The organism is Bacillus sp. PK3-037 (assembly GCF_054161355.1).
Genome location: NZ_CP096408.1, coordinates 37,128 through 61,136, shown reverse-complemented (window position 1 = coordinate 61,136; position 24,009 = coordinate 37,128). Strand labels below are relative to the sequence as shown.

23 protein-coding genes and 1 pseudogene are annotated in these 24,009 nt (G+C 36.1%); 7 read left to right on the top strand and 17 right to left on the bottom strand.

Annotated features, from left to right (window positions below; genetic code table 11):
• Positions 1-342: 342 nt before the first annotated feature.
• Positions 343-1,770 carry a serine hydrolase domain-containing protein gene (locus tag M1D69_RS00330; protein WP_000720967.1) on the top strand — a complete coding sequence of 476 codons (1,428 nt, stop codon included), beginning with the start codon at positions 343-345 and terminating at the stop codon, positions 1,768-1,770.
• Positions 1,771-2,896: 1,126 nt separating this feature from the next.
• Here M1D69_RS00330 and M1D69_RS00325 read toward each other — a convergent pair.
• A complete protein-coding gene (locus M1D69_RS00325) occupies positions 2,897-3,097 on the bottom strand; it encodes a hypothetical protein (protein WP_458104950.1) in 201 nt (66 codons plus the stop codon).
• A 412-nt stretch (positions 3,098-3,509) separates the two neighbouring features.
• On the opposite strand from M1D69_RS00325, the gene M1D69_RS00320 reads away from it, so the two are divergent.
• From M1D69_RS00320 to M1D69_RS00300, 5 genes and pseudogenes are all read left to right on the top strand, one after another.
• The gene (locus M1D69_RS00320; RefSeq protein WP_458104951.1) at positions 3,510-4,913 is read left to right on the top strand and encodes a sensor histidine kinase; all 1,404 of its coding nucleotides are present in this window, start codon (positions 3,510-3,512) and stop codon (positions 4,911-4,913) included.
• On the top strand, positions 4,906-5,610 hold the full coding sequence (locus tag M1D69_RS00315; protein ID WP_103803388.1) for a response regulator transcription factor: 705 nt from the start codon (positions 4,906-4,908) through the stop codon (positions 5,608-5,610). The genes M1D69_RS00320 and M1D69_RS00315 overlap by 8 nt, the downstream gene beginning before the upstream one ends.
• Positions 5,611-5,744: 134 nt before the next feature.
• Positions 5,745-7,475 (top strand): hypothetical protein, encoded by a 1,731-nt coding sequence (locus M1D69_RS00310; protein WP_458104952.1) that lies wholly within the window; start codon positions 5,745-5,747, stop codon positions 7,473-7,475.
• Between the two features lie 262 nt (positions 7,476-7,737).
• Positions 7,738-7,917, top strand: a pseudogene (locus tag M1D69_RS00305) (DUF255 domain-containing protein); the annotation flags it as partial.
• Positions 7,918-8,134: 217 nt separating this feature from the next.
• The gene (locus tag M1D69_RS00300; RefSeq protein ID WP_458104953.1) at positions 8,135-9,244 is read left to right on the top strand and encodes a glycosyltransferase; all 1,110 of its coding nucleotides are present in this window, start codon (positions 8,135-8,137) and stop codon (positions 9,242-9,244) included.
• 1,029 nt (positions 9,245-10,273) lie between these two features.
• Here M1D69_RS00300 and M1D69_RS00295 read toward each other — a convergent pair.
• Together M1D69_RS00295 and M1D69_RS00290 are read right to left on the bottom strand one after the other, a co-directional pair.
• Positions 10,274-10,621, bottom strand: coding sequence for a DUF3992 domain-containing protein (locus M1D69_RS00295; RefSeq protein ID WP_458104954.1), 348 nt, complete (start codon positions 10,619-10,621; stop codon positions 10,274-10,276).
• A 76-nt stretch (positions 10,622-10,697) separates the two neighbouring features.
• On the bottom strand, positions 10,698-11,363 hold the full coding sequence (locus M1D69_RS00290) for a CotZ-related putative spore coat protein (RefSeq protein WP_458104955.1): 666 nt from the start codon (positions 11,361-11,363) through the stop codon (positions 10,698-10,700).
• Positions 11,364-11,571: 208 nt separating this feature from the next.
• On the opposite strand from M1D69_RS00290, the gene M1D69_RS00285 reads away from it, so the two are divergent.
• Positions 11,572-13,080, top strand: a complete 1,509-nt coding sequence (locus tag M1D69_RS00285) for a recombinase family protein (protein WP_458104956.1) — start codon at positions 11,572-11,574, stop codon at positions 13,078-13,080.
• Between the two features lie 59 nt (positions 13,081-13,139).
• Here M1D69_RS00285 and M1D69_RS00280 read toward each other — a convergent pair whose 3' ends face one another.
• From M1D69_RS00280 to M1D69_RS00215, 14 genes are all read right to left on the bottom strand, one after another.
• On the bottom strand, positions 13,140-13,520 hold the full coding sequence (locus M1D69_RS00280; protein WP_458106233.1) for a DUF4467 domain-containing protein: 381 nt from the start codon (positions 13,518-13,520) through the stop codon (positions 13,140-13,142).
• Positions 13,521-13,582: 62 nt separating this feature from the next.
• Entirely contained in the window at positions 13,583-14,089 is a 507-nt protein-coding gene (locus M1D69_RS00275; protein WP_458104957.1) for a hypothetical protein, read from the bottom strand.
• 14 nt (positions 14,090-14,103) lie between these two features.
• Positions 14,104-15,093, bottom strand: a complete 990-nt coding sequence (locus M1D69_RS00270) for a bifunctional lytic transglycosylase/C40 family peptidase (RefSeq protein WP_458104958.1) — start codon at positions 15,091-15,093, stop codon at positions 14,104-14,106.
• A complete protein-coding gene (gene conG / locus M1D69_RS00265; protein WP_458104959.1) occupies positions 15,090-17,534 on the bottom strand; it encodes a transposon conjugation system subunit ConG in 2,445 nt (814 codons plus the stop codon). The genes M1D69_RS00270 and conG overlap by 4 nt, the downstream gene beginning before the upstream one ends.
• Before the next feature lie 3 nt (positions 17,535-17,537).
• On the bottom strand, positions 17,538-17,864 hold the full coding sequence (locus M1D69_RS00260) for a YddF family protein (protein WP_205440523.1): 327 nt from the start codon (positions 17,862-17,864) through the stop codon (positions 17,538-17,540).
• 18 nt (positions 17,865-17,882) lie between these two features.
• A complete protein-coding gene (gene conE, locus M1D69_RS00255; RefSeq protein WP_458104960.1) occupies positions 17,883-20,378 on the bottom strand; it encodes a VirB4-like ATPase ConE in 2,496 nt (831 codons plus the stop codon).
• On the bottom strand, positions 20,266-20,790 hold the full coding sequence (locus M1D69_RS00250) for a conjugal transfer protein (RefSeq protein WP_129093536.1): 525 nt from the start codon (positions 20,788-20,790) through the stop codon (positions 20,266-20,268). Before M1D69_RS00250 ends, conE begins: the two co-directional genes overlap by 113 nt.
• Positions 20,791-20,802: 12 nt before the next feature.
• Positions 20,803-21,051 carry a transposon conjugation system subunit ConC gene (conC, locus tag M1D69_RS00245; protein ID WP_014478915.1) on the bottom strand — a complete coding sequence of 83 codons (249 nt, stop codon included), beginning with the start codon at positions 21,049-21,051 and terminating at the stop codon, positions 20,803-20,805.
• A gap of 11 nt (positions 21,052-21,062) precedes the next feature.
• Positions 21,063-22,112 carry a conjugal transfer protein gene (locus tag M1D69_RS00240; RefSeq protein ID WP_458106234.1) on the bottom strand — a complete coding sequence of 350 codons (1,050 nt, stop codon included), beginning with the start codon at positions 22,110-22,112 and terminating at the stop codon, positions 21,063-21,065.
• Positions 22,113-22,154: 42 nt separating this feature from the next.
• Positions 22,155-22,304, bottom strand: a complete 150-nt coding sequence (locus M1D69_RS00235; RefSeq protein ID WP_003328171.1) for a hypothetical protein — start codon at positions 22,302-22,304, stop codon at positions 22,155-22,157.
• A gap of 116 nt (positions 22,305-22,420) precedes the next feature.
• On the bottom strand, positions 22,421-22,597 hold the full coding sequence (locus M1D69_RS00230) for a hypothetical protein (protein ID WP_458104961.1): 177 nt from the start codon (positions 22,595-22,597) through the stop codon (positions 22,421-22,423).
• 72 nt (positions 22,598-22,669) lie between these two features.
• Positions 22,670-22,951, bottom strand: coding sequence for a hypothetical protein (locus M1D69_RS00225; RefSeq protein ID WP_458104962.1), 282 nt, complete (start codon positions 22,949-22,951; stop codon positions 22,670-22,672).
• Between the two features lie 16 nt (positions 22,952-22,967).
• Positions 22,968-23,234 carry a hypothetical protein gene (locus M1D69_RS00220; RefSeq protein WP_458104963.1) on the bottom strand — a complete coding sequence of 89 codons (267 nt, stop codon included), beginning with the start codon at positions 23,232-23,234 and terminating at the stop codon, positions 22,968-22,970.
• 239 nt (positions 23,235-23,473) lie between these two features.
• A complete protein-coding gene (locus tag M1D69_RS00215) occupies positions 23,474-23,938 on the bottom strand; it encodes a GNAT family N-acetyltransferase (RefSeq protein ID WP_100506057.1) in 465 nt (154 codons plus the stop codon).
• Positions 23,939-24,009 lie beyond the last annotated feature (71 nt).

The window sequence follows — 24,009 nt, the reverse complement described above, 5'->3', positions numbered from 1 at the left end:
AAATCACTTCATTTTAATCTTACATATCATAGCAAACTAAAAAATTATATCCCCTGATTTACATTATCAATACCTAAAACGCAAAAAGTCATAAAAAATAAAGGGTGATACATATTAGTCATGTGTAATATGTATCACCCTTGTAATTCTTTTCAACAATCGCGCCCGATTGTTGAAGATCGTTTTTCTTATTGAACTAACGCATCTGTTCGTTAAGTGTAACTCTTCCCAATTAATTGATATTATATAGGTTAATAGAAATATAAATCAAAATTTAGTTTAGTAGTTGTAAAAGTAGGTTATTTATATTATTCTATTATAATTTTTCGAAAAGGAGAGTTTATGAAAAAGATTATTGTTTTTGTATTAACGATATTTATATTATTCTCAGGATTCGCAACACAAAGTTATGCGTTGTCTGATTCGAAATCTGCGGCAATACAAGCGTTGCTAGATGATGCCTCTCGTATATCAGGTGTGCCGGGAATGTCAATCTCAATACTTGCTGATGATGAAGTGTTCTACTTTTCTTCAGGGTATGCTGACCGTGAAAAGGGGTTGTCTGCAAGTGAAAATACACTCTATGAGTTAGCCTCGGTCAGTAAAGCTTTTACCGGTATGGGTATTATGCTGTTGGAAGAGCAAGGGCTGCTCTCAATGACTGACCCTGTCCAAAAATATTTACCTTGGTTTACGTTAAAGTATCAAGGGAAACCTGTTGATATGCAAAGCCTTACACTAAATAACTTTCTTCACCATACCAGTGGTCTAACAAATATTAGGCATACTCAAAGTATTCCACAAGGCAATACACCGGATATGTTGCAAAAGACTGTGGAAATGCTCGTAGATGCTGAATTGGCGTTCCCTCCCGGTGAACAGTATAACTATGGAACCGTTAATTATGACGTATTGGGCTTGGTTATTGAGATTGTGTCGCGACAAAGCTATGAAGACTTTATGAGGGAACAGGTATTTCAGCGGTTAGGTCTTCACCAGACGTATGTTTATAAAGAAGATGCTCAAGCCACTGGACAGTTGGCACAGGGCTACCGTTCTTCCTTTTTTATGACAACTCCATTTAAAGCTCCGGATTATGCTGGGAATAAGCCCGCAGGCTACATCATTTCTAATACAAAAGATATGGCGCGTTGGATGGGCATACAGATGGGTATTGTGCAGGACATACCCGAAATATTTCACACGGTTATCGAAAAATCACATAGGGGTGATATGTCTGTTTCGGCTGTCAACGATATGTATTATGCGGCAGGCTGGTCGGTAAACGCTGACCAAACGATTATAGAACACACTGGGGGCAATCCAAATTTCAGAACCGAAGTAGTCATACTGCTAAATGAACGAACAGCCGTCTGCTTGCTGAGCAACGGCGCAAATACCAATATAAACCTGGTACTAAAAGTTAAAGATATATTAGACGGTAATCTAACTCAGTCATATGAAATAAGCGGCACACAGCTTTTGGATATCATTTTGTCGTCTATCACTATTATTCTTTGCCTATTGGCCGTTCTCCTATTTCTCTTAGGATTACGCAGAAGGAAAACGAATGAGCGGCAGCCAATGACAAAAAAGAGAATAATCGTAACAGTTATTTTCCTGATCGCTACGATTGCCCTGGGTATACTGTGCTGTGCTTTCGATTGGTCAACGATACTTATTTGGCAAACATATAGTGTTCTTACAGCTTTGATTTCGTCAGCATTATTAACAGCAAGCATTACATGGTTTGTATACACTCACCGATAAAATACCTCGCTCCCAAGATAAGCATAATGTTAAGTAATTAAATTTCAATTTATCGGTATGCTTAATTTGAAAAACATAAGACACTTCGGTGTCTTTTTTAATATCATCGACAATTTTCCCAGTCAAACCTAAATTACTATTGCTTCCACTAACCTGCTCCGTTCGTGGAATAAGGATTTTTAAACAACTAATATTATTTTTCAAATGACTTTATTGTAAATTAAACAACAATATTATTTTTGCACAAGCGTCGTTAGATAACATTTCTTAAAAGACCCGTTTGCTGAACAATTAGGACTCTTCGACTAAACACAGAAAACGCTTGTACGTTCAATGGTTCTCCCCCCGATGATATAGGTATTCATCTATTATAAGCGTGTAAATTGCAAAAGATACAGGTTAGTTGAAAAGGTTTAAAAGTTAGTCCTTAAAAGGTCTAACTTTACTAAAACAATTGAAATATGACATATATTGCAACTTCAGCTACAAGCAAATAAATCATATATCTAGCATAACTAAAAACAACATCATCATTAACACTTTTTTGCCTTTTAAAAGTACATGAAAATAACCCCAATACTGTTATCACTAAGATAATTTCAATTATTGTAATAAAAGACATTCTTACCTCCTTACCATTTACCTTCGACATTGCCACCCATAAAAACCTAACTCGATTGCAATAGATGCCGCGTAACTTAATTCATCTCTTAACTAAATAACACGGCAATTACTTACTTTGTCCTGTTTGTATTCTTTTGTTTTTTTATTGCTAAAATTGAGGCAAAAATAACAAATATGATCTGTAAGATGATTCCAATCACCAATGAATAATCAAGGACATTCTCTAATGCAAAACCTGCTATAAAGAACCCTTCAGATAACATAATGAATAATACTACATAGTTTATTCTTAACTTCATAATTTATATTACCTTCCTTTTCATTATTGTTCTATTGACAACACTCACCTTAAAATTAACTACAGAACAAAGATGAGGAAAGTCGTTAAAAACAAAAAAATTATTTGCAACGCAATTATATTTAACGATTGCTTCTGTTTTGGTATGTCTTATGATGTGCGAGTAAAATTTCCAAACCGAATTATTATTATTATCTGTCTCTCCTACTTATTTTTAATATCATGATACGCTCTCTCAAAAGTCTCGATTGGCAACGAAAACTTAGTTGTTTTCTCGTTACGATAATTGATCACTATATCAATTTGATTACCTTTTTGCTCAAACTCAATAAGTGCATTCTCCCATTTATCTCTGATTGATATTAAACGATTTCCATTTTTCTTTTCCTTATAAATGTAATCCATTTTAACTCTCCTTTCATAATCAATAACAAAACTTTATGTTTTATTAAGAGTCTACGTTATCAATCGACAAAAGGTTTCGAAATAAGGAAGTTCCTCAAAAAGAAGTAACTCATGACTTGTGTTTGGTGGCATAAGATAACCCAACTATTTTCCAAAAGGTTCAGGTTACGTAGATAATAAACATTCCGCCATAATTTACTTGTTAACATAACATACGATAAGTACCTCCTATAAAGAGAGGTACTTTTATTTTTCTTCTATCTTAGACGTAATACGATTTAGAAAATTGACTTTTAAACACAGATGTTTCATGCCATATTAAAGAAAGAAGAAGTGTATAATACGCAATGCAGACTTTCCTATAATCAAGTATTTATCAATGTATGCCTTAGCGAGATATGGAGTGATTTAATTGAATGTACAACGGAGACTTACACTCTCAAATGTCTTAATAGTGCTTTCATTTGTAATTATAAATTTAATATTTTCTTCTATACTGCCTTTAATTTACTCAGGGAATGAGGAATTTAAGAAAAAGAAAATTACAGAAGAAATAAAATCATATTATGATTTTTCTCATATGGAGGATGCAGTAGAGAAATTCAATCATCAGAATAAGAATAACGGATTTTTTATGACTATTTACCACGAGGGAAACCCTATAATATATCCTAATAAACAGGAGATAAAACGGAATACGGAGCAACTACTATCTAGTTTAAGTAAACAAAGTAATCAATCAAGTATGGAAGTCCGTGCCGATGGAGTCGAGATTTCTGTCTTTTCTCACAGAGGGTATGATTTTGGATTCATTCAACAACCTCATATAAATACATTTAGGAAAGTGTTTACCGTTGCGGTCGGTACTTTACTAATAATTGGATTAGCTATCTTTTTCTTAAATATCATATTAACGAGGTTTGTATTACGTAGTATTCAATTACCTTTAGATACACTGGTTGAAGGTATCCAGAGAATTAGCCAAGGAGAACTGAATTACAGGATTGATTATAAAAGAAAAGATGAGTTTTTTTCGGTCTGTCAGGACTTCAACAATATGGCTCACCGACTAGAAGAACTTACACAACAGAGAAAAAAAGATGAAATTTCTCGTAAAGAATTAATAGCAGGTATATCTCATGATTTACGAACTCCTCTTACCTCAATTAAAGCCTATGTAGAAGGTTTAATAGATGGTGTAGCCAAAGATACAGTATCACAGAAAAGATATTTACAGACTATCAAAGAAAAAACAGAGGATATTGATCAACTGGTTGATAAACTCTTCTTGTTCTCTAAGCTGGAACTTGAAGAATTTCCTTTACATCGAAAAAAAATCAACGTGACTGTTGAAATCTTTAATTTATTAGAAACCGTTCGAGATGAGTATCAATCCAAAGGGCTAACTCTTTCCTTAGATAAGCGACTCAATAATGTATTTATCTATGCAGATGCTTTATATTTACGTACAGCCTTTATAAATATAATAGAAAACAGTGTTAAATATAAAAATAAGGAGCATGGGCATCTTACAGTCAGCATTTTTGAAAAGAAGAATAGGGTTTATATTACGTTAACGGACGATGGACCAGGAGTACCTGATGAAAGTTTAAATAGTCTTTTTGACACTTTCTATCGAAATGATGGATCACGACAGAATCCGAATCAGGGAAGTGGTCTTGGTCTCGCTATTACAAAAAAAATTTTACATCATCATGGTGGTGACATTCATGCACAAAACGTACCAGAAGGTGGACTGTGTATTATCATAAGCTTACCTAAACATACAGTTGATACGGAGGAATACGATGCATAAAGTACTAATTATTGAGGATGACAAGTCAATTGCAGAGATTGAAAAAGATTATTTAGAAATGAGTGGATATCAGGTTACCATTCAGTACGATGGAGAGAAAGGTATGAGGGAAGCATTAGATGGACAATATCATTTAATATTATTAGATCTCATGCTGCCAAATATGGATGGATTTGAAATATGTCAACGTTTAAGGGAATCTCTCCATACACCAATTTTGATGGTCACAGCTAAAAAAGAGGATATAGATAAAATTCGTGGTCTTGGAAAAGGAGCTGATGATTACATTGTAAAGCCCTTTTCCCCTAGCGAATTAGTAGCAAGAGTAAAGGCTCACATCTCGCGTTTTGAGCGATTGACATCAATAAATCCGGAAAAAAAACACTCCAATTTTGAAGAAGAAATTATAATTGGGGACCTGCACATTTATCCAAAATCACGCCAAGTCTATATAAAAGACATAGAAATAGAGCTAAAAAACAAGGAATACGAACTGTTACTGTTCTTAGTCACTCATGCGAATATTGTATTTAGCAAAGATGATTTATATGAAAAAGTATGGGGATTAGAAACCTACGGAGACACCTCCACGGTTACGGTACATATCAATCGTCTAAGAGAAAAAATTGAGGAAAATTTATCAGAACCAAGATATATTCAAACCATCTGGGGAGCTGGGTATCGTTTTAAAAGTTGAGTTTATAATTTTTTTATCTTTTGTTTATTATTTTTAATTCTTAATTTAAAGGCAGTTTAACTCTCTGTTTTAGTATATAAAAGAACCCCCTAGTAAAGTTTAAACTCTAGGTGAAGCAGAGAGGAGTAACATACATGATTGCGAAGAAAAGGTATAAAATGCTGTACATGATTCTATCTGTACTGATGCTTGCCACCCTATTTTTAACAGGATGTCAGTCTAAAGGTCAGCAAACAGAAAATAAGAGTGAAAAACAGATAGATAACTCTAAGGGTAAGGAAGAAAATCCTCCCTTTCTAAATGTTGTCTTGAAACCTCATAGTGAGAAATCAACAGTAAAATATGTAGATGTAGAGATGGAAATAGAAAATCCTAAATTGAAGGAAAAGGATATGCTCCTTCAATTACCTTTAAAGGCTGCCTCTGTTCCAACAGCTCAGTATAAAGCAAAAGATATTAAAGCTTCTGATAAAAATGGAACTGTACCTCTAAAAGTGAAAGACAATCAAGATAATCAAAGTGTTTTTGGCACAATGCGTCAATATTTAGTACAACGTAAAACGGAAGGTGACATAACGATTCACTACCGTGCAGATGCTAAGATGATTCCTGGTCCTTACTTTGATTTACGTCCAGAATCAGGTGGATTAACCGGTTCAGGTCTTACGTTCATGGCTGTTCCTAATGAGAATAAAACATATGAAATCAATTTAGAATGGGATTTAAGCGAAATGCCTGCTAAATCTTCTGGAGTATGGACTTATGGAGAAGGAAAAGTGAAGAAAATCGGTACCACTGCTCTTCTAGCCAATTCTTATTATGCAGCAGGGAAACTTGGAAAATATCAAGACCATAACTTCTCTATGTATTGGCTTGGGAAGCAAGATATTGATACAGATAAGCTAGGGGAGAAAATCGGACATCTATATGGTTACCTTTCTAAACTGTTTAAAGATGAGAATGAAGAGTACCGGGTATTTATAAGGAAGAACCCTTATGACAGTACAGGAGGGACAGCTCTTACCCGTTCTTACACATTTGGGTATAGTAATACTACAACTCCAAGTGTTGAAAGTTTACAGTTTTTAATGGCTCATGAAATGACTCATAACTGGCTTAGTATTCAGGCAAGTCCAGAAGAGTCCTCATTGTATGCAGAAGGACTAGCAGAATACTATTCCCTACTAGCCAATTATCGTACTAAAATGATTACAGAGGAAGAATATGTTAAACATATTAACCAAAAGTTATCACAATATTATACAAACCCATATATAAAAGAATCGTTGAAATCAGCCAATGATAAAGCGTGGCAACACCATGCTGCTCAAACGGTTCCTTATGGACGAGGTTTGATTTATATGCTTAATCTTGATAATGAGATAAAGAAAGCTCATAATGAAAAGCATTCGCTTGATAATTTAACAATAGCCTTATTAGATAAGGCACGAAATGGTGAAAAGTATGGAAAAGATGAGTTTTTCAACTTGATTAAAAATGAAACAGGGAATAATCCTGAAAAAGCATATCAAGACATGTCCAGTGGTAAATTTATTACACCGCCTAAGGACTACTTCCCTCAATATGAGTTGAAAAAAGTCAAAGAAAAGCAGTTTGATTTAGGGTTTGATGACATCGTATTTAGTAGTGATTCTATTGTAAAAGGTCTTAATCCAGATTCCAATGCTGCCAAATCAGGATTGAAGAATGGGGATAAGATTTTAAAACATAGTTCCCTTCCAGTGGTAGAAGAGAATTCAAATGCAAAATTACAATTAACTATAGAACGAAATAATAAAACGTTTGATATCTCATATGTACCTCGTGGTGAAGAGGTAACAAGTTATCAATATGTTAAAAAATAAATAACGTTGTAGATATTACAAATACAAAAAAGAGAGGTTAATATAGCCCTCTTTTTTGTTTGTCCGCATATAAAGTAAAACTGATTGGAATAGCTTAAGTTTAATTTTTTTTGTATTCAAATTATTGAATCAAAATGCAATATCCCCTTATTGTTTTTCAACTGATTATACCAATCATATATAATTTAAAGGTATAAACTAAACTCCACTATGGTACAGTAAAAATAGAAACAAATAATGAAAAGTGAAAGAAGGTGATCCCATGCCAAACAAAAGTAAACCCAATAGATTAATCGCTGAGAAGTCCCCATATTTACTTCAACATGCTCATAACCCTGTGGACTGGTTCCCTTGGGGAGAAGAAGCCTTCGAAAAAGCAAAACGCGAAAACAAGCCGGTTCTGGTCAGCATCGGCTATTCGACTTGTCATTGGTGCCATGTCTATTAGAGTAACCAAAAACATCCTTGTTCACAAGATACATTTTAATTTAGATTCATTCAGGTTAAAATACGTCAATATATATATAGCAACTAAGCAGGATTGAGATAATAAAAAGCCTTATTATTCTGAGTTATAATCACTTGTCAAATGAAGCTCACATTGATTATATATTGTCCATACATAAAGATAATACAGCTCACAACATGGAGGTGGAGAGTTGATTTCAATCAGTTTATGTATGATCGTAAAAAATGAAGAAGCCGTTATTGACCGTTGTTTAAACTCCGTGCGCGACATTACTGACGAAATTAATATTGTGGATACCGGTTCCGATGATCAAACTAAAGACATTGTCGCTCGTTACACAGATCGGATTTTTGATTTTGAGTGGATTGATGATTTTGCCGCTGCCCGAAATTTTTCTTTTCAACAAGCTACATCTAACTATATTTTATGGCTTGATGCCGATGATGTTTTATCTGAGAGGGATCGAAAGCTGTTTCTTACCTTAAAAAGAACGCTTGATCCGCAAATTGATGCGGTATCAATGAAATATCATCTGGCTTTTGATGAAGAGAACAACGTCACAACCAGTTTAAGAAGATATCGGCTTGTGAAACGGGAAAAGAACTTTAAATGGACTGGTGCCGTTCATGAATACTTAGAGGTGTACGGAAACCTCTATCACAGTGACATAGCCGTTTCTCATATACCTCTTAGTCATGACGAAAATCGAAACCTTCGTATTTATGAAAAAATGGTCTCGTCAGGTAAAACATTTTCTCCAAGAGATTTGTTTTACTATGCAAACGAGTTGTTTGACCACGGTAAAATTGAAAAAGCTATTGACTACTACATGCGCTTTTTAAAAACGAAGCAAGGTTGGATAGAGGATAATATTAGAGCATGCAATAAACTAGCTGATTGCTATCATCTATTAGGACAGAAGGAAACGGAATTAAACTGGGTGCTCCATACTCTCACCTTCGGGGCCCCTAGGGCTGAGACGTGTTGCAGACTAGGATTCTCTTTTTTAGAAAAAAATGATATACAAAGCGCAGTGTATTGGTATGAAAAAGCAATTGAAAATTATGGATCTGAAAGTATGGCAATTCAAAGCCCTACCTACTCCACCTGGCTGCCCCACTTACAATTAGCCGTTTGTTACGATAAGCTGGGTCAACATCAGTTTGCCTATGAGCATAATAAAGCTGCTTTACAGTACCGTCCTCATGATCCTAGGATGCTTGAAAACAATAAATACTTTGAAGATATGATTCAAAAACAGGATAGCTCTAAGAGTGACCATCATGGAAATCAATACTGAAACGGGCCTGTAGCTTCACTTTAAAATAGCTAGTGATTCGATGCTTTAAATGCCGTTACCTTAGTCGCTCCATTGTACTTTCTCCTTGAAGGACCAAAAAAAAAGAACCTGTTACAGTTCTTTTCTTTTCACATACCTATATTAATTTAAACGAATAAGGATTAAAGCTTCTCCTGTTGATCCCCCCGCCAAAAAGTATAACTGTAGCTAATATACCAAATATCAGTATGTCCTTTTTTATAATTGACGTTGCTCTATGAATCCTTTACTTGACCTTAACCAACAAAGACGATCCCAATTCTCTATATTAAGGGAAACTAATAGCATTTATATCTAGGTTCAGTGCGCTGCTGCCACTCACATTACTTGCTGTTGTAAAGATTATTCTAACCTCATAGGAAGTCGTGCCTGTAATCGCTGCAGTATTTACATATGTTGTACAAATTGGGAATCTTGATGTGATTGCAACATTAACATTTCTTTGGACGGAGCGTGTGCCTACCAATACTCCGTTTCTATAAACTCTGATTTGGAACGTAAAGTTCGAGTTAGCCGTAGTTGTCACATCCACAGAAACGGCAAGATCTAATTTTATTAATTGCCCAGCGACTGTTGGCATATTTAAAGTCCCAATTGATGTTTCAGTACCGTTAACAGCAACTGAAACTGGACCTATTATCTCATTGTAAAACAACTGCGGATTTACTGCGGTTGGTCCTGTTGGTCCTGTTACGCCTGTTGCTCCTGTTACGCCCGTTGGTCCTGTCGGTCCTGTTACGCCCGTTGGTCCTGTTGGTCCTGTTACGCCTGTTGCTCCTGTTACGCCCGTTGGTCCTGTTACGCCCGTTGGTCCTGTTACGCCCGTTGGTCCTGTCGGTCCTGTTACGCCCGTTGGTCCTGTCGGTCCTGTTACGCCCGTTGGTCCTGTCGGTCCTGTTGGCCCTCTACTGCCTCCACATGAGTTAAGTTGAGCGCACATTTCTGTCACTACTTTCAGCAAAAGTTTGTGAATTCAAAGATGTAAACTCATTAATATTGATAGTTAAGTGAGAAAGAAACGGTCACATTTGCAGTCCCAGTACCTCCTGCCCCTACAATACCTATTGAGTTAATATCATTTAAAGTGATGGATCTACTTTCTCCTGGTGCAACTGTAAATCCAGCTACCGCCGTACCATTAACTGAAAGCGAGGCTGTGGGACCTACACCTACAATCCCGTTGTTTTCTACCATTATTGTTCCATTTATAACAAAGGGAGTTCCATCTTCCCAAACTGGTGTAGCTACAGCTCCAGTATCCCCTAAATCAATCGTGAAACATACAGCATCATTTACAAAACCTGTTTGCTCGTTACTACAACCGCCTAGCATTGCCATGATTATCCTCCTCATTGCATTTATCTTTATAAATATATGCTTTAAGCAACAAATTCGTTTGGATAATCAACCAAAATTAAAAACATCTTGTAGTCGTTTTAATATGATTCAACTGAACTTCTATTAGACCATGTATTTTTCCATTTGATGAATCGACCTTAAGACACTCGAGATCTTTTACCGTAATGGCGAAGCTTTCTCCTTTTTTGACACATAATGAATATATGTCCTCTTTAGTCTGGAGTTTAATTTTAATAGTAGAATCCTTATTATCTTTATGATGGAGAGTGACTGTAGCAGTATTAGCAAAAGTAGATTCATTGCTCCATAATATGTTAGAAGTTTTTTCATTGGTTGAAAAACAAAGATTAAAGATATCTTTCACAATGTTTTTTAAGATCAAACCATCATATACAGGGATTTTGACTTCAGCAATTCCACATAAGAACGAAGTATCAATTAAAATACGAGAATTTGATCGATACAAAACTCTAGTACAGCACATAGATTGTAAACAACAAGGAACAAGTAATTCCAAAACAACACAATTGCTCGGCTCATTTACAGAAATAATTGAGAAAAAACTCGTCTGAAATGAATGACCATTTGATAAACTAGATGCAATAAAAAGTTCTCCCTCCTGAGTTAGTAAATAAAAGGGAGTAATAGACGGACATTTTTGAGCAAACTCTAAATTTTTATTTTGAATTTCTTTTAACTTGTTAACAATAAGGTTCGTCAATCTAAACCAACCCAATTCATTACCTAAGGTTAAGTGGCTTTTTATAATTTATATTATGTGACACGAGGCTAATTGTGCATTTTTAATGAAGATTTATCCAAACACTTTCATTTTATTTCTTTATTACTTGTATTTAATCCCATGTCCGTTAAAATAACCACCTAAAAAATATTATAATAGCATTATATTACATATAAGGTGGTCTGATATGGAGTTAAAAGACAAAATAAAACGAGTCGCCATATACCTCAGAAAATCACGGAATAACGAAGGCGAAGAGACTGAGGAAACCTTAGCGAAACATAGAAAACGCTTGTTAGATATTACAGAAAAAAACAACTGGGAGATTAAATTATTTCAAGAAGTCGGGAGTTCAATGGATGAGAATCGTCCAGAGTATCAAAAAATGATTTGCGAAATCAAAAAAAATCTTTTTGATGCTGTTTTATCTGTCAACCTTGCACGTGTTACTAGAGACGACGCCGAGACACCTAAATTTATGAGTTTATTAAGACAAGAGGATGTCCTCTTTGTTACTGATAGTGAACGTATATATGACTTAGAAATCCAAGAAGATTGGCAAGCATTAAAATTCACTGGGTTCGTAAATAATTGGGAGTACGAAAATATAAAAGCACAGCTAAGGAAAGGAAAAAAGGATAGTGCAAAGTTAGGCAGGTGGTCAAACGGAACCCCGCCATTTGGTTATATTTATAACCCTTTAGAAAAAAGAGTGGAAATTGATAAAGAACGGGCAAAGGGTGTCAAGTTGGCTTTTCAGTTGGTTTTAGATGGAATGGGTGTCGATAATATTGCTATAAATCTAAACCAGTTAGGTTATCGAACTAAAAGAGGGAATTTATTTAGTGGAAAAAGCATTGAAAGAATGATCCGTTCTGAAATTTACAAAGGATGGATAGTGTCCAACCGATTAAAAGGAAGGAATACTCACCAAGGGAAAATAAGACCTAAAGAACAATGGATTATTGTTAAGGATGCAATAAAACCTTGCATAATTGATGAAAAAACGTGGGACTTAGCCAATGAAAAATTGACCCAGAGACAAGGACTTGCCCCAAGAGCACGCCAACGAAGACACGGTTTATCAAATTTGATTAAATGTGCCTTATGCGGAAGAACTCACTCAGTGACCATTAGAAAAGATCGAAAACAGAAAAAGGAACTTAAACCTTGCAATAGGAAAGACCCTTTAGGCAACAGTTGCTATAACAGAGGCTTAAATTATAATTCTATGATGGATCTCATAATAACCAGAATAAAAATTAGGCGTGAAGAAATAATTGCTGAACTTCAAAATTTAAAAGAAGAATCCCAACCTTTTGATTCTAAAGTTATTAAAATACAAATGATTGAAGAAAGAATAAGAAAAGTTCAAAAAGCGCTGAAAATGCTTCAAATACAATTGGAGGAAGATTTAATTGATTTAGAAGATTTTAAAGAAAGAAAAAAGATACGTTCACGAGAATTAGATAAGCTTCAATTAGAATTAAAGGAAACAGAAAATATAACTCAAGAAGATGAAATAAAGGCAAAAGAATCACTTGTTGAGCGACTAGATCACTTTCTTAACAATTGGAAACAGCTAGATGATACGAAAGTTAATGAAGGACTAACATCATTTATAAGTAAGGTAATATGGCATTATCCTAAAGGTAGCAATAAACCGCCTTCATTAAATATAGAATGGATAGATTAAAATTGATTAGACATAACCATACATTTATAAACAAAAAAATAGAGGAGCAAACACATGGTTTACTCCTCTAACTTTGTCTCTTCACCTTTTACTTCTTCATAGTCTGGTGTTTTCTTCGATAAGCCAAGACGATCATTTTCACCGTTTCCCGGCATACCGGTCATCTTTTCGTATTTATCTCCTAACTTTTCATAATATTTATAGGTTGTTAATTCACGTGAAGACCCTTTTGGCATATAAAATGCTAGCTGTATATATTTTCCCCCATCAAAGACTTTTACAACCGCATTTTCTCTTTTAATACTTATCTCTGTGTCATTTCCTTTATATTCTTTATACTGGCTAATTACGTCATCAATTGATTCATCGTACTTGTTTCCACCACATGCAGTTAAAACAAACATCATCATCAAATTAAGGAAAATAAAAAGGTTTTTCAAAATAAACATTACCTCCTTTTTCAATATTTAGTATAAACAAACAATTTATTATTTTCCACCTTTTATCCATTTCCCTTAACCTGTACATTATCGACTAACCAACCATCTTTATCTTTTTTCATAGTCGTTTGAACAATCAACACTTGATTCGTAGTAACTGAATTCGCAGTTGTGGCGATTTCAACAATGTTTAAAAACAATTCATGGGATCCATCCAACGGTTTTGAATAACTCTCTAATGAAAGTAACTCACTTTGCACGCTGACTGTGTGCTTTTGATCTGAACGAGAAGGGAATGCATAATCAAACCCTTTTTCGGTTGTATGCTTCTTAACTGTTTCATATCGCTTATCTATGTCGGAGTAATTAAAAAACGCTTCGAAAAATGCCTTGTTTTCCGAAGCGCTGCTTGTTGATTCTATATGGTTCAATTCCTTGATTTTTTCTGTCAGAACTTCATTTTTATCCTTCAACTTTTCAATCTTATACGTTTGCTGTCCATTCATAAAAAATCCGGTCAGTAATATTAATATTAAACTAGCTGAAGCCCATGCAATATGTGTTTTCATATTTCCACCCCTAGTTATTTAATCCGTCCAAAAGATACAAGGTGATCTCTCCAATAACCTGATTTCAGATCAGAATATTCGATTCCGCTGTCATTTGAATTAAACATTCTGCCATTGCCTACATAGATACCAACATGAGTAATGGCTTTTCCTTCATATGTGCCGCCAAAGAATACTAAGTCACCCGCAGTCGCTTCTTTTTCACTTATTTTCTTTGTTGCCGCATGCTGTTCCTGGGCTGTTCTAGGAAGAGTGATGCCAGCTTTCGCAAAAGACCACTGAACAAGGCCCGAACAATCAAATCCAGTTTTCGGGTTTGAACCACCCCAAGCATACGGTTGCCCTTCATACTTCAAAGCTTCTTTCATGACCGTTTCATAGAAATCCATAGAGCCATTCACAGGCGCTACATTTTTATCAGAACCCTTTACATATCTCATGACGTGATCAACATAGCTTGGATCACCATAGCTTTTCCAGCCCATTTTAAAGGCTTGCAGTCGACTAAAATCGAGTGCTAATTTCTTTGTGTATTTCCCGCCATTCTTTTTCACATAGTCTATAAATCCAGAACCGAAGTTGTAAGCCTGTAAGGTTAAACGAACATCACCGCCAGCCTGTTTAAAAACCTTCTTAAAATGTTTAATGCCGACTTTAATCGAGTATTCTGGGTCAGTTATGGAGTTGGGAGGTAAGCCGATACTTTCGGAACTTTGCATGATATCCAAAGAACGCCCACCACTTTCTTGCATGGTGAGCGCCATAATAATATTCACTTGGTCAAAAACGCCTTCCTGACGGGCGTACTTTTCAAATACAGCCCTAAACCGTTCGACTTCCGGTGCAATGCCAACCGTTTCATATTCGCCATCCCCGCCGCCTATAAAATCGTCTCCAACTTGATTTTCTCTTGAAATCGTCATAACCACTACTATAGATAAAACAAAAAAGAAGATAAAAGGAGCCGAGAACACCGAAGGAAGAATGACCTTTTTACTTATCATCTTATTCTTTCATCCCTTCTCAGTCGATCTTCTACTTTTGATGAAGAGCGTCTTGCAATTTCATTTAAAGACACTTGGTCAAATGAATTAACGCTTTGTTCTGTCCGTTTAATTGTTTGTGATGAAGGCTGTTTTTCTCTAGATACAGCCTTACTTTCACCAACAGGAGCAACAGCCTGTTTTTCCTCAACACGAATACCATCTGAATGAACTTTTGCGGGTTCAGATGGTCTGATTTTACGTTCGTTATTGGCAATAGACTGATTTTCTACTTTTGTAGATTGAGGACTTTCAAAGCCGAGCTGCGGTTCAGGTTGATTCGTCATGACTTTTTGGTCTGATCTTTTGATTTCTGCTGTCTTCTCTTGTGCTACTGGCTCACTTTTTGAAACAGAATCATCTTTCTGAACTTCAAAGTCATGATGTTTTTCAGTTTCAGTATTCTGGTTTTGTCCTTCATGAACATATGCCTTTTGGTCTGTACGTTCTGTTTCTTTCTCATTCTCTTGTAAGACTGGTGCTCGATTAGAAGTAGTTTCTTCTTCATGTTGTAATGATGCATCGTCAGTTTGTCGCTGATTATCAGGCTGTTTAAGAAGCTGTTCAACATATTCTTTTTGATCTGTTCGTGCTGATTCATCTTTTTTATCTTGCAAGATAGGTGCTCGTTTGGATAATTCCTCACTACCTTCTTTCAAAGCATCTTTCAGCATAGGAGAGTTTATTCCGTCTTTTCTCAATCTGTCTAAATGGGATTGCTGTTTATTTTCTTTTGCATTCGCAAATGCTTCTTTTTGTTTCTCTTGTTCTTTCGATAGAGTTTGAGGATTTCGTTTTAAGTTTCGGCTGTTATGACTAGCTATTCCATTAGCAGTCTCTTTTTGCGGGGTTCTTGAAATAGCATGAGTATTATCATATCCCATAGCAGCCCCACTCGGTGAATTACCGCCACCATTTGGAGCACCAGTTACGCCATCAGCATTCGAACTGTCTTTTCTTCCCCTAAAATGCTTTGTAAAGTCAGTAAATACGCCGCCTCCGTTACCCCATACTCCACCTATTTTCTTTGCTTGTTCCCAAGCAGGCTGAACAATGTTTTGTCTCATGTTTTCCATCATATTATTATCAACTGAAACTACTTTTCCAGCTGTCACAAACTTGATAATGGCATCCCTCTTGTGAAAACCAATCCACAAAATTGAGGCAAGGACAGCAACATTCAAAAGATACATTCCGAAACCGTTTGGAGGTATTAACTTGTCAACGATAAAACATGTCACGTACACAAACAGAACAATAATACCTAACATTGCTTTCAGTAGATAAACACTCCCCAAACGTCCAAGAGTGACAAATCCAGAGTAAGCTAATTGGGGAACATACGCTAATATAAAAGCGAATGGTACGAAAAAGACAATGACTAAAGCAACAACTTGAAGCAAGAAATTAAAAAACGCTAGTGCCAAAAATGGGATTCCAATAACAATAGAAGCGACCACAGCAATAAAAGATTCTCCAAGCTGATTAAACACATTTCCAGAAGTCATAGATTCATTTTTATATTCATCAATTTCAGTCTCTTTTATATAATCCTTTTTATCTTTTTCTCCATCCTCTGAAAGCTTATAAGAAAGCAGTTTATCTATACGATTAAGTCCGCTTTTATCTGTATCTTTCTCATTGATTTTCTTTTCGCTTGTTTCATCAAAATTCACAATTAAAAAGGGCTTCATCAAAGCAATGTCAAAGTAAAGATTACGCATAACCGCAACTGTGCCTTCCATTTCCTTTCCTTTTTCAATCGCAGAACTGTCTGCAAAACTCCCTTCATCTCGAACAATGCCAACCAATCCATTTCCCGCATTCAAAAGCTTTCCTTGTGCTTCTACAGACAAAGCGTTCAACGCTTTCATGTAATAACCAGCGTTTGACATCCAAAGCCCGCCGATCACCATGACGCAAATAAATAGAATACTCCGTCGCATTGCTTCTTTTGCGCTACCTCTAACACAAAACAGATAGACGACATAGCCACACGTGAAAATGAATAAGGCTTCACCGAAATTCTTTTTCAGGGTTTTATAAACTGTTTTAGAGACGTTTGTAATAGAATTTGCGAACTCGTCAATTGGTTGCAAGTTATACAAAATATCCATTCCAGCATCAACCACACGGACAATGTTTCCCGCAAAAGAAAAAGTGACGTTTGTCAGTCCAACAAACGCCCCCTTAATTAAATCGTCAGATGCTTCATTATTCGCTTGATAACGTGAGATAGGAAATCTTTTCACCTTCAATTCAACGCCGCCGGCTTTTTCGACTTTTGGCTGTGTGGTGGTATCTCCGTCAGCCGAAAATACCGTTACAGCTGAAGCAACAGTTAAAAACAGCAACACGATAGCCGATACAATCAGAATCCTTTTCTTCTTCATAACAGCCACCTCCTAATCTAATCGAGTTAATAAATAAAATTGGTATCTGGCTTTCTCTAAGTCTCTTTGCGTTAGCAGCACGTTTTCGGGATATCGTTCATACAGAGAGAAACAGATTGCTTTTTGATATTTCATATGTCTGAAAATCTTTCGGTTTTGTTCAATCTTGATGCCTAATAATTTTTGAAGAAACTGTGCCGTTGATTTATGCCCAATAAAACTTTTGTATCGTCCGTCATAATGTCTCAACCATTGTTTCACTTCGTCCAATGTGATTTTTTCAGCTTTATAAAAGCCTGGACTCGTGACAACAAGGGAGTTTAAGAAAGCTATTTCCATGTACGATTTCAACCCCTTTTACAAATATTTTTCTTCCGCATATGCGACAGCTTTTTTCTCGACTGTTTTTAAAGCGCCTTGCCATTCTTCGAATAGGCATTCAATTGAAACTTTAGATGTACGGCCATAGTAATCTTTAAATAGACATTGACCTTGGAACATGGATTCCATCATTTTTTTGTTTTCTTTTGTGACCTCCATGTTCATCCATTTCAACACTTCTTCACGTTCGTTTGGTTCATCAAAGGCGAAGGCAACGCCAAAGTTTCCGGAATCCTCTTCTTTCAAAGCGTCTTTTGTAGATTGGGAAATGAAATATTCCGCATTGTTGTATGAGCGACCAATCCGGCGCATTTGTCTCTCAACTTTTTTGCCTTGTTGAGACGTGGTAAATATCCAAGCTTCATCTATAAATTCAACTGTCTGTTCATCCTGATTCATACCGAATAGTTCGCAGAACTTACCAAGTGCAAACATGACGGCACTAGACTTTAATTGTGATATGGTGTAGTTTTCAAGTCGTTCAGCATGATCCGGCAAATCCATATTTTCAACTTCTAAAATGGTGATTCGTTTTTCAAGTGACAATGCAGGGTTCGAACCATCATGAATACAAAGTTTCAGAATGGAATCTGACACAACCTCATTTAAGTAGTCGCCAGCCTTTTGTACAGCTTCTTCCGGATGGTTCTGCATCCTCCGAATAATATCAAGTGAGCCGACCTGTTCACCTTTTTGTTTTGCCTCAATCACTTCTGACGTAGCACGAAGGAAAGCTGTGTTTATGTCGTCCTTCCCTTTAAAGTCATATACTTGTTCAAAAATGACTTGAACTAGCTCTTTTGCTTTCATAGGAGGGAGGAAGGAGATAGGGTCAAGTGCTCCCCAGTTGTGCGTGTTTTCATGATCTAGCGTGATATAGTTGTATTTCTCTAAATGTGCAATATATAAGGGAAAGTTCTCTCTAATGTACTCATCATTCAAGACTCTTTGAATCCACTTTCTCATTTCCTTTTTAGGGTCTATATACAGAGATTTGATGTTTAACATGCTGATATAGTTAAAGATCAATTTCGCTAGATATGACTTGCCGTTTCCTGTGTCTCCTGTGATTAAGCAGTGAGGAGAACGTGTCTTTGAACCTTTTAACTGCTGATTCGCTAAGAAAGGATGGAATAAGACAAAATCACGGCTGGACATAATGGCGCTTTCTAAATCGGTGTGCTCTTGGAAACGATCAACCCAACCGAGAAAGAACCCGATTTTCGAACCAATATCAGAGTTAACAGCAAACAGACCTTCTGCAACTCCGTCTTGCGTTGTTTTTTGAATCCAGTTCTTATCGGTTATGTCTAACTTTTCACCGGGAAGCATTTTATAAAAAAGGTTCAATTGATCAGCTACCGGAAGCCGACACGTAATGCCAGCGCCTTTTAAATGCCTTTTGACAATCGTTGCTTTTCCCACACATTCTTTTTTTGTCTTTCCATGAACGACTATCACAGACAGCCAGTTCATCACATGCACATCTTCTTTCTTTATTTCATCTTGTAAATGCCTTATCATTGTGGCACTTGTGACAGTGGAAACATCACTTCGATCGCCTGTGCTTTGTTGTTCTTTTTGTTCTTCTTTCAATTGCTGTCTTTTGAGGTTGAGGGCAGGCTTGGTAATGGACTTTGATTCCGTTTGAATTTTCATCTGAACTTCAACAGGGAAGGGAAGAGACTGTGCTTCATAAAACAAATCACTTTCCGACATATTGTGAAGAAATTCGTCAATCACGACAAAAGCTGAATAGCCTTCATCTTGATCACTATGCAAATGCAATACTGATGGGTCAGTGGGGTCTATGATCGTGTTTGTAATAGAGCGAACATCCTTTATCTCACTTTCTTCATTCGTTTGGTGCTTTAACCCACGTACAAAGTGATAACGGTTAATGTATGTCATTTCTGTTTCTGAAAGCCGTTCTCCGCGAACAGAAGCCATGATATTCGCTAATGTTTCTTCGACTTCCTCATATTTTTCAAAAAAAGAGGTGGAAACATTTTGTTCCCACCCGAGCATTTTCACGACTGTATCAGTCGCTGTATTGAAAAAAGATAATATATTGTCTTTCAGTTCGACACTAATATTTACAAGACTGCTTTTCAGTTTTACACCTAAAATGAAGTCATACTTTGTCAGCCTTCCTAATCGCTGTTCTAACAGCCTTACCGTTTCTTCATTGTAGTAACGTGCCACATCCATTGCATCTGCCGCAATATCTGTTTCTAAATCCTTAAATCGTTTTTCTAATTCATACTCACTTGGATACATCATCAAGTGAAAATCCTCATAAGATGTAATTTCTTCAAAAAGATGCTGCCACTTCTTCTTATACGATTCAACTTTTTCTCTATTTTGCATAGGAATCGAATTGCTTTTTATTCGGTAGTACGCCCACACGTCGCCCGTTCTTGTTAACAGTAAATTCTTGTGTATTGCCTTCATAGGCGTTTTTAGTCTCATTTGAATAATCCACCACCTTCACAAGTTTTTGAAACTCAATTTGTTTTTCGTTACTTAAATCAACCTTTCGGTCATTGCAATACTTCTTTTGTGGAAGCTTTATGAAGAAGTAATATTTTGCGAAATCAAAGAAATATAAATAGATGTTTTTTCCTTCCGGCTTTATTTTCGTCACAAGCATCGTTAAAAAAAATGGTATTCCAAAAATCACGATGACGTAACTATTATCAAAAGCGTGAGGAAAAATCATCCTCACGCCGTACCAAAATCCAAAGCAGAGACCAACAAAAATAAAATAGTTAATAGCCGGTATTAACTCAACTGCAAAGGGTAACGAATATTTTTCGGTTAATTGCTGAATTTTTTTCGGCTCTCTCATTGCCTTCCGGTAGTTGAACACCAGACGCCCCATTCAGATACCCCCTTACAATTTTTCCATTAGCGCATTGATCCAGCCGGAAAATTCTGACCAGTGCTTAATAACCCACGTCACCGCACTGCCAATACAGCAAACAAAGATAATGCCGCCCATTTTTAATCTCATCAGATTCTTTGCAGCTATAAACATGACCACGATCGTAATGAATTGGATAACAACATCTGATGCCCAACCTTTTACCCCTCCAAGTGTTGGAAGGTCTGCGCCAAGAATAAAAAAATTCATGAAATCCATATTTAAACCTCCTACTGATGTTTAAGTTTATTTACATAAAACTGACTGCTGTTTTCCGTAATCTCTAGACTGAATTTTTCATTTACCGGAATGTCATTTTCTTTTTCCTTAAATCGGACAGCACAAAAAACCTCGAAACCTTTTTTCGTCTCGAAGATTTTCACTGACTGCACTTCCCCAAATAATAAGTTTCCTTCCAATGCTTCCGGCTGTTTCATCATATAAACCATTTCTTCTTTCTTTTCAGAAGCGTATTTCTCAAAGAAATTTCGAAGAAATGATTCGATAGATTCTTTTTTCTCGCCTGCATATTCGTCTCTAGTTTCTTCTTTGCCCTTAAAAGCAATATCGCCTTTCAGATCATAAATCTGTGTAAAGTAAGGGACAGCAGACACCGCAAAGGAATCACCTTTATTTGTGACTGGAATATTCAGTAACATTTGTTTTTCAGATTTCTTGTTTGTTTTAACCTTTTCTTTCACCTTCTTTTTCTTCTTTCCGTCTTTAACTTCTTTTTCAACTTCCTTTTCTACAGGATATAGATTTTCATATGTGACCTTATATTGAAAAAGGCTGTTTTTATCACCTTCTTTCACGTTATATAAGCTGTAATCTTTTAACTCTCGATCACCTTTTAAACCATCCACATTGAAGCGTTCTTCATCTTCAAAATGGTTATCCACCTGTTTCACCATGTAGCTTTCAAGGTTCTGCATACGTTTTTCAATAGATTCTTGATCGTTCTTCACATTCACGTATTCATTGATGAACCCTGACAGAAAGTTTTCAGCAGCAGTCACCGAAATTTTTTGTTTATCGTCATTTGTTGGCTTATTGGCTTCTTCTTTCATATCATTAAGTTGGGACCTTGTGTTAATTGATAGAAGCACAGCGAGCAAGCAGATAAACAGTAAACCCCCAACACAAGTCCACAATGTAACTGCGATCAGCTTCGACCTGTCACGAGGGACTTTCTGTTTGTCTTTTTCCGGTCTTTCAATTCGTTTCAATTTTTGAAAGGCAGACCGAAAAAATGACTCTTCTTTTTTATCCAAGTCCATTTCATTATGGAGCAATTCGATTCACTCTCCTTTCATAGATTTCTAAGCACTTTCCTCCTGGTTAACTTTCATGTTTCTTGTCATTTTCAAAATGGCTCTCGCCATTTTTTCATAGTTCGGTTCATTTAACTCCGTCACGATCACTTCCACTGGCTTACCTTTAATTTCAACGACCTCAACACTCTGTTTCATGAAAGACCTCGCTTTCTTCAAACCTGTTTTGTTTTTTCTAGGAATAATAAAAAGGATGCTACATGTTGTAACATCCTTACTTGTTCATCACTTTTGAACTGATGATTATAGATTTTTTAACTTGCTTCAAATGAAGGCTTTTTCCCAATAAGTCTTAATATACTGCTTAGAACAACAATAGATGAAAATACTAATAGAGGTGTACTTATCTGTTGTTCGGTTAATAACTTAATACCAATAACTAAGACTAGCGTTACTATACAAGCTATGTTTATCCATTTCCACCAAGACATTAGTAAAACTCCCTCTAACTTGATTTACATTTCCATCATAAGTATAACACACCTCTTTTTACCACTCCCTTCTTATATAATTTGCTTTGTTTTTTCTAGGAATAATAAAAAGGATGCTACACGATGTAACACCCTTTTTATGCTTTGATTCTCCATATAAACTTTCAAGCTAGTCATACGACCGTCCGGCAAGTATCTTGTCTTATAGAATGTGTAACGATATTCTGCAAACCCTTTTATTCGTTCACCCTCGACAACTAACATGCAATCTCTGCTTAAACTCCTTACAAAAACTAAAGAGGGAATACCCACATTAAAACCTAAGCTTCTGAATCGTTTGTCTACAGCAGACACTGCACATTTCCACCCCTTATTGGTAGTAGCTAATTCCTTCAAACTCTACAATTCTTTCATCTGTCTCGGTATCTTCATCCTCCAGTATGTTGAATGTGGCTTGAAGTTTGGTATTCACGTTATCTATAACCGAAAGAGTTTGAACTACGACTCTTTGAGCAACAACACTGTAAAAGACATCTTCCATCATTTTTTCAATGAGTTCCTCAGCAATATCCAAACAGCCAAGAGACTCCAAATCACTCTCTAGTCGGGCCTGATTCAACAGATTAATATTAAACATCTTATCCCTCCGATTTAAGTTCTTGGGTTTCACCCAAATCCACCAACGGAAGCCCGGTGGATTGCTGTTTAATCTAATTTTGCACACGCAAAAAAGAACAGCAGAATTAACACTCATACTGTTCTTAAAAGTTTTTTGGATTGGCAATGTTATGATAAATGACCATAAAACAAGAATCCTTAACTTTATTCATGTTTTAAATCTTTATTGAAGATAAGCATCCGTTAGCTGATTAGTAACTACTCCAATTTCATTTTTAAACCATCATGCGTAGATTTAAAACCTAATCGTTTATAAAAACGTAACGCATCGACTCTGTGCTTATCTGTTGTAAGTTGAATTAAGTGACAACCACGTTTGTTTGCACGTTGAATTGCCCATTTTATAAGTTCAGTTCCAACCCCCTTACCACGCACGGATGAGGCTGTTCTAACTCCTTCAATAGTAGCTCTCCATCCACCTTGGTGTGTAATATACGGAGTAAATGTAATTTGAAGTACACCGATCACTTCATCGTCTTGAAAAGCTACTACCAACTCATTATTAGGGTCAGACGTGATAGCTCGAAATGCTTTTGTATAACTTTCCGGAAGTGGTTGTTCATAACGCTCACGAAGCCTTCCCAATTCATCATCAGCAAGCATTTCTACAATTCTATCTAAATCTTGTTCAGTAGCTATTCTAAACTTAGTTTCTTGTTCCAATAAATTCCCCTCCTTAATGAACGACGAATTATTTATAACTAAATACTACTTCATTAAACTCCATAAGTTAA

Coding starts and splice junctions, on each gene's coding strand:
- M1D69_RS00295 (WP_458104954.1), bottom strand. CDS start 10,621: ATGGCAATGCTAGGCGGTTGTAGTAACGAGCAAACAGGTTTTGTAAAT.
- M1D69_RS00285 (WP_458104956.1), top strand. CDS start 11,572: ATGGAGTTAAAAGACAAAATAAAACGAGTCGCCATATACCTCAGAAAA.
- M1D69_RS00330 (WP_000720967.1), top strand. CDS start 343: ATGAAAAAGATTATTGTTTTTGTATTAACGATATTTATATTATTCTCA.
- M1D69_RS00270 (WP_458104958.1), bottom strand. CDS start 15,093: ATGATAAGTAAAAAGGTCATTCTTCCTTCGGTGTTCTCGGCTCCTTTT.
- M1D69_RS00240 (WP_458106234.1), bottom strand. CDS start 22,112: ATGGACTTGGATAAAAAAGAAGAGTCATTTTTTCGGTCTGCCTTTCAA.
- M1D69_RS00275 (WP_458104957.1), bottom strand. CDS start 14,089: ATGAAAACACATATTGCATGGGCTTCAGCTAGTTTAATATTAATATTA.
- conE (WP_458104960.1), bottom strand. CDS start 20,378: ATGAGACTAAAAACGCCTATGAAGGCAATACACAAGAATTTACTGTTA.
- M1D69_RS00315 (WP_103803388.1), top strand. CDS start 4,906: ATGCATAAAGTACTAATTATTGAGGATGACAAGTCAATTGCAGAGATT.
- conC (WP_014478915.1), bottom strand. CDS start 21,051: ATGGATTTCATGAATTTTTTTATTCTTGGCGCAGACCTTCCAACACTT.
- M1D69_RS00235 (WP_003328171.1), bottom strand. CDS start 22,304: ATGAAACAGAGTGTTGAGGTCGTTGAAATTAAAGGTAAGCCAGTGGAA.
- M1D69_RS00310 (WP_458104952.1), top strand. CDS start 5,745: ATGATTGCGAAGAAAAGGTATAAAATGCTGTACATGATTCTATCTGTA.
- M1D69_RS00260 (WP_205440523.1), bottom strand. CDS start 17,864: ATGGAAATAGCTTTCTTAAACTCCCTTGTTGTCACGAGTCCAGGCTTT.
- M1D69_RS00325 (WP_458104950.1), bottom strand. CDS start 3,097: ATGGATTACATTTATAAGGAAAAGAAAAATGGAAATCGTTTAATATCA.
- M1D69_RS00220 (WP_458104963.1), bottom strand. CDS start 23,234: ATGTTTAATATTAATCTGTTGAATCAGGCCCGACTAGAGAGTGATTTG.
- M1D69_RS00230 (WP_458104961.1), bottom strand. CDS start 22,597: ATGTCTTGGTGGAAATGGATAAACATAGCTTGTATAGTAACGCTAGTC.
- M1D69_RS00250 (WP_129093536.1), bottom strand. CDS start 20,790: ATGGGGCGTCTGGTGTTCAACTACCGGAAGGCAATGAGAGAGCCGAAA.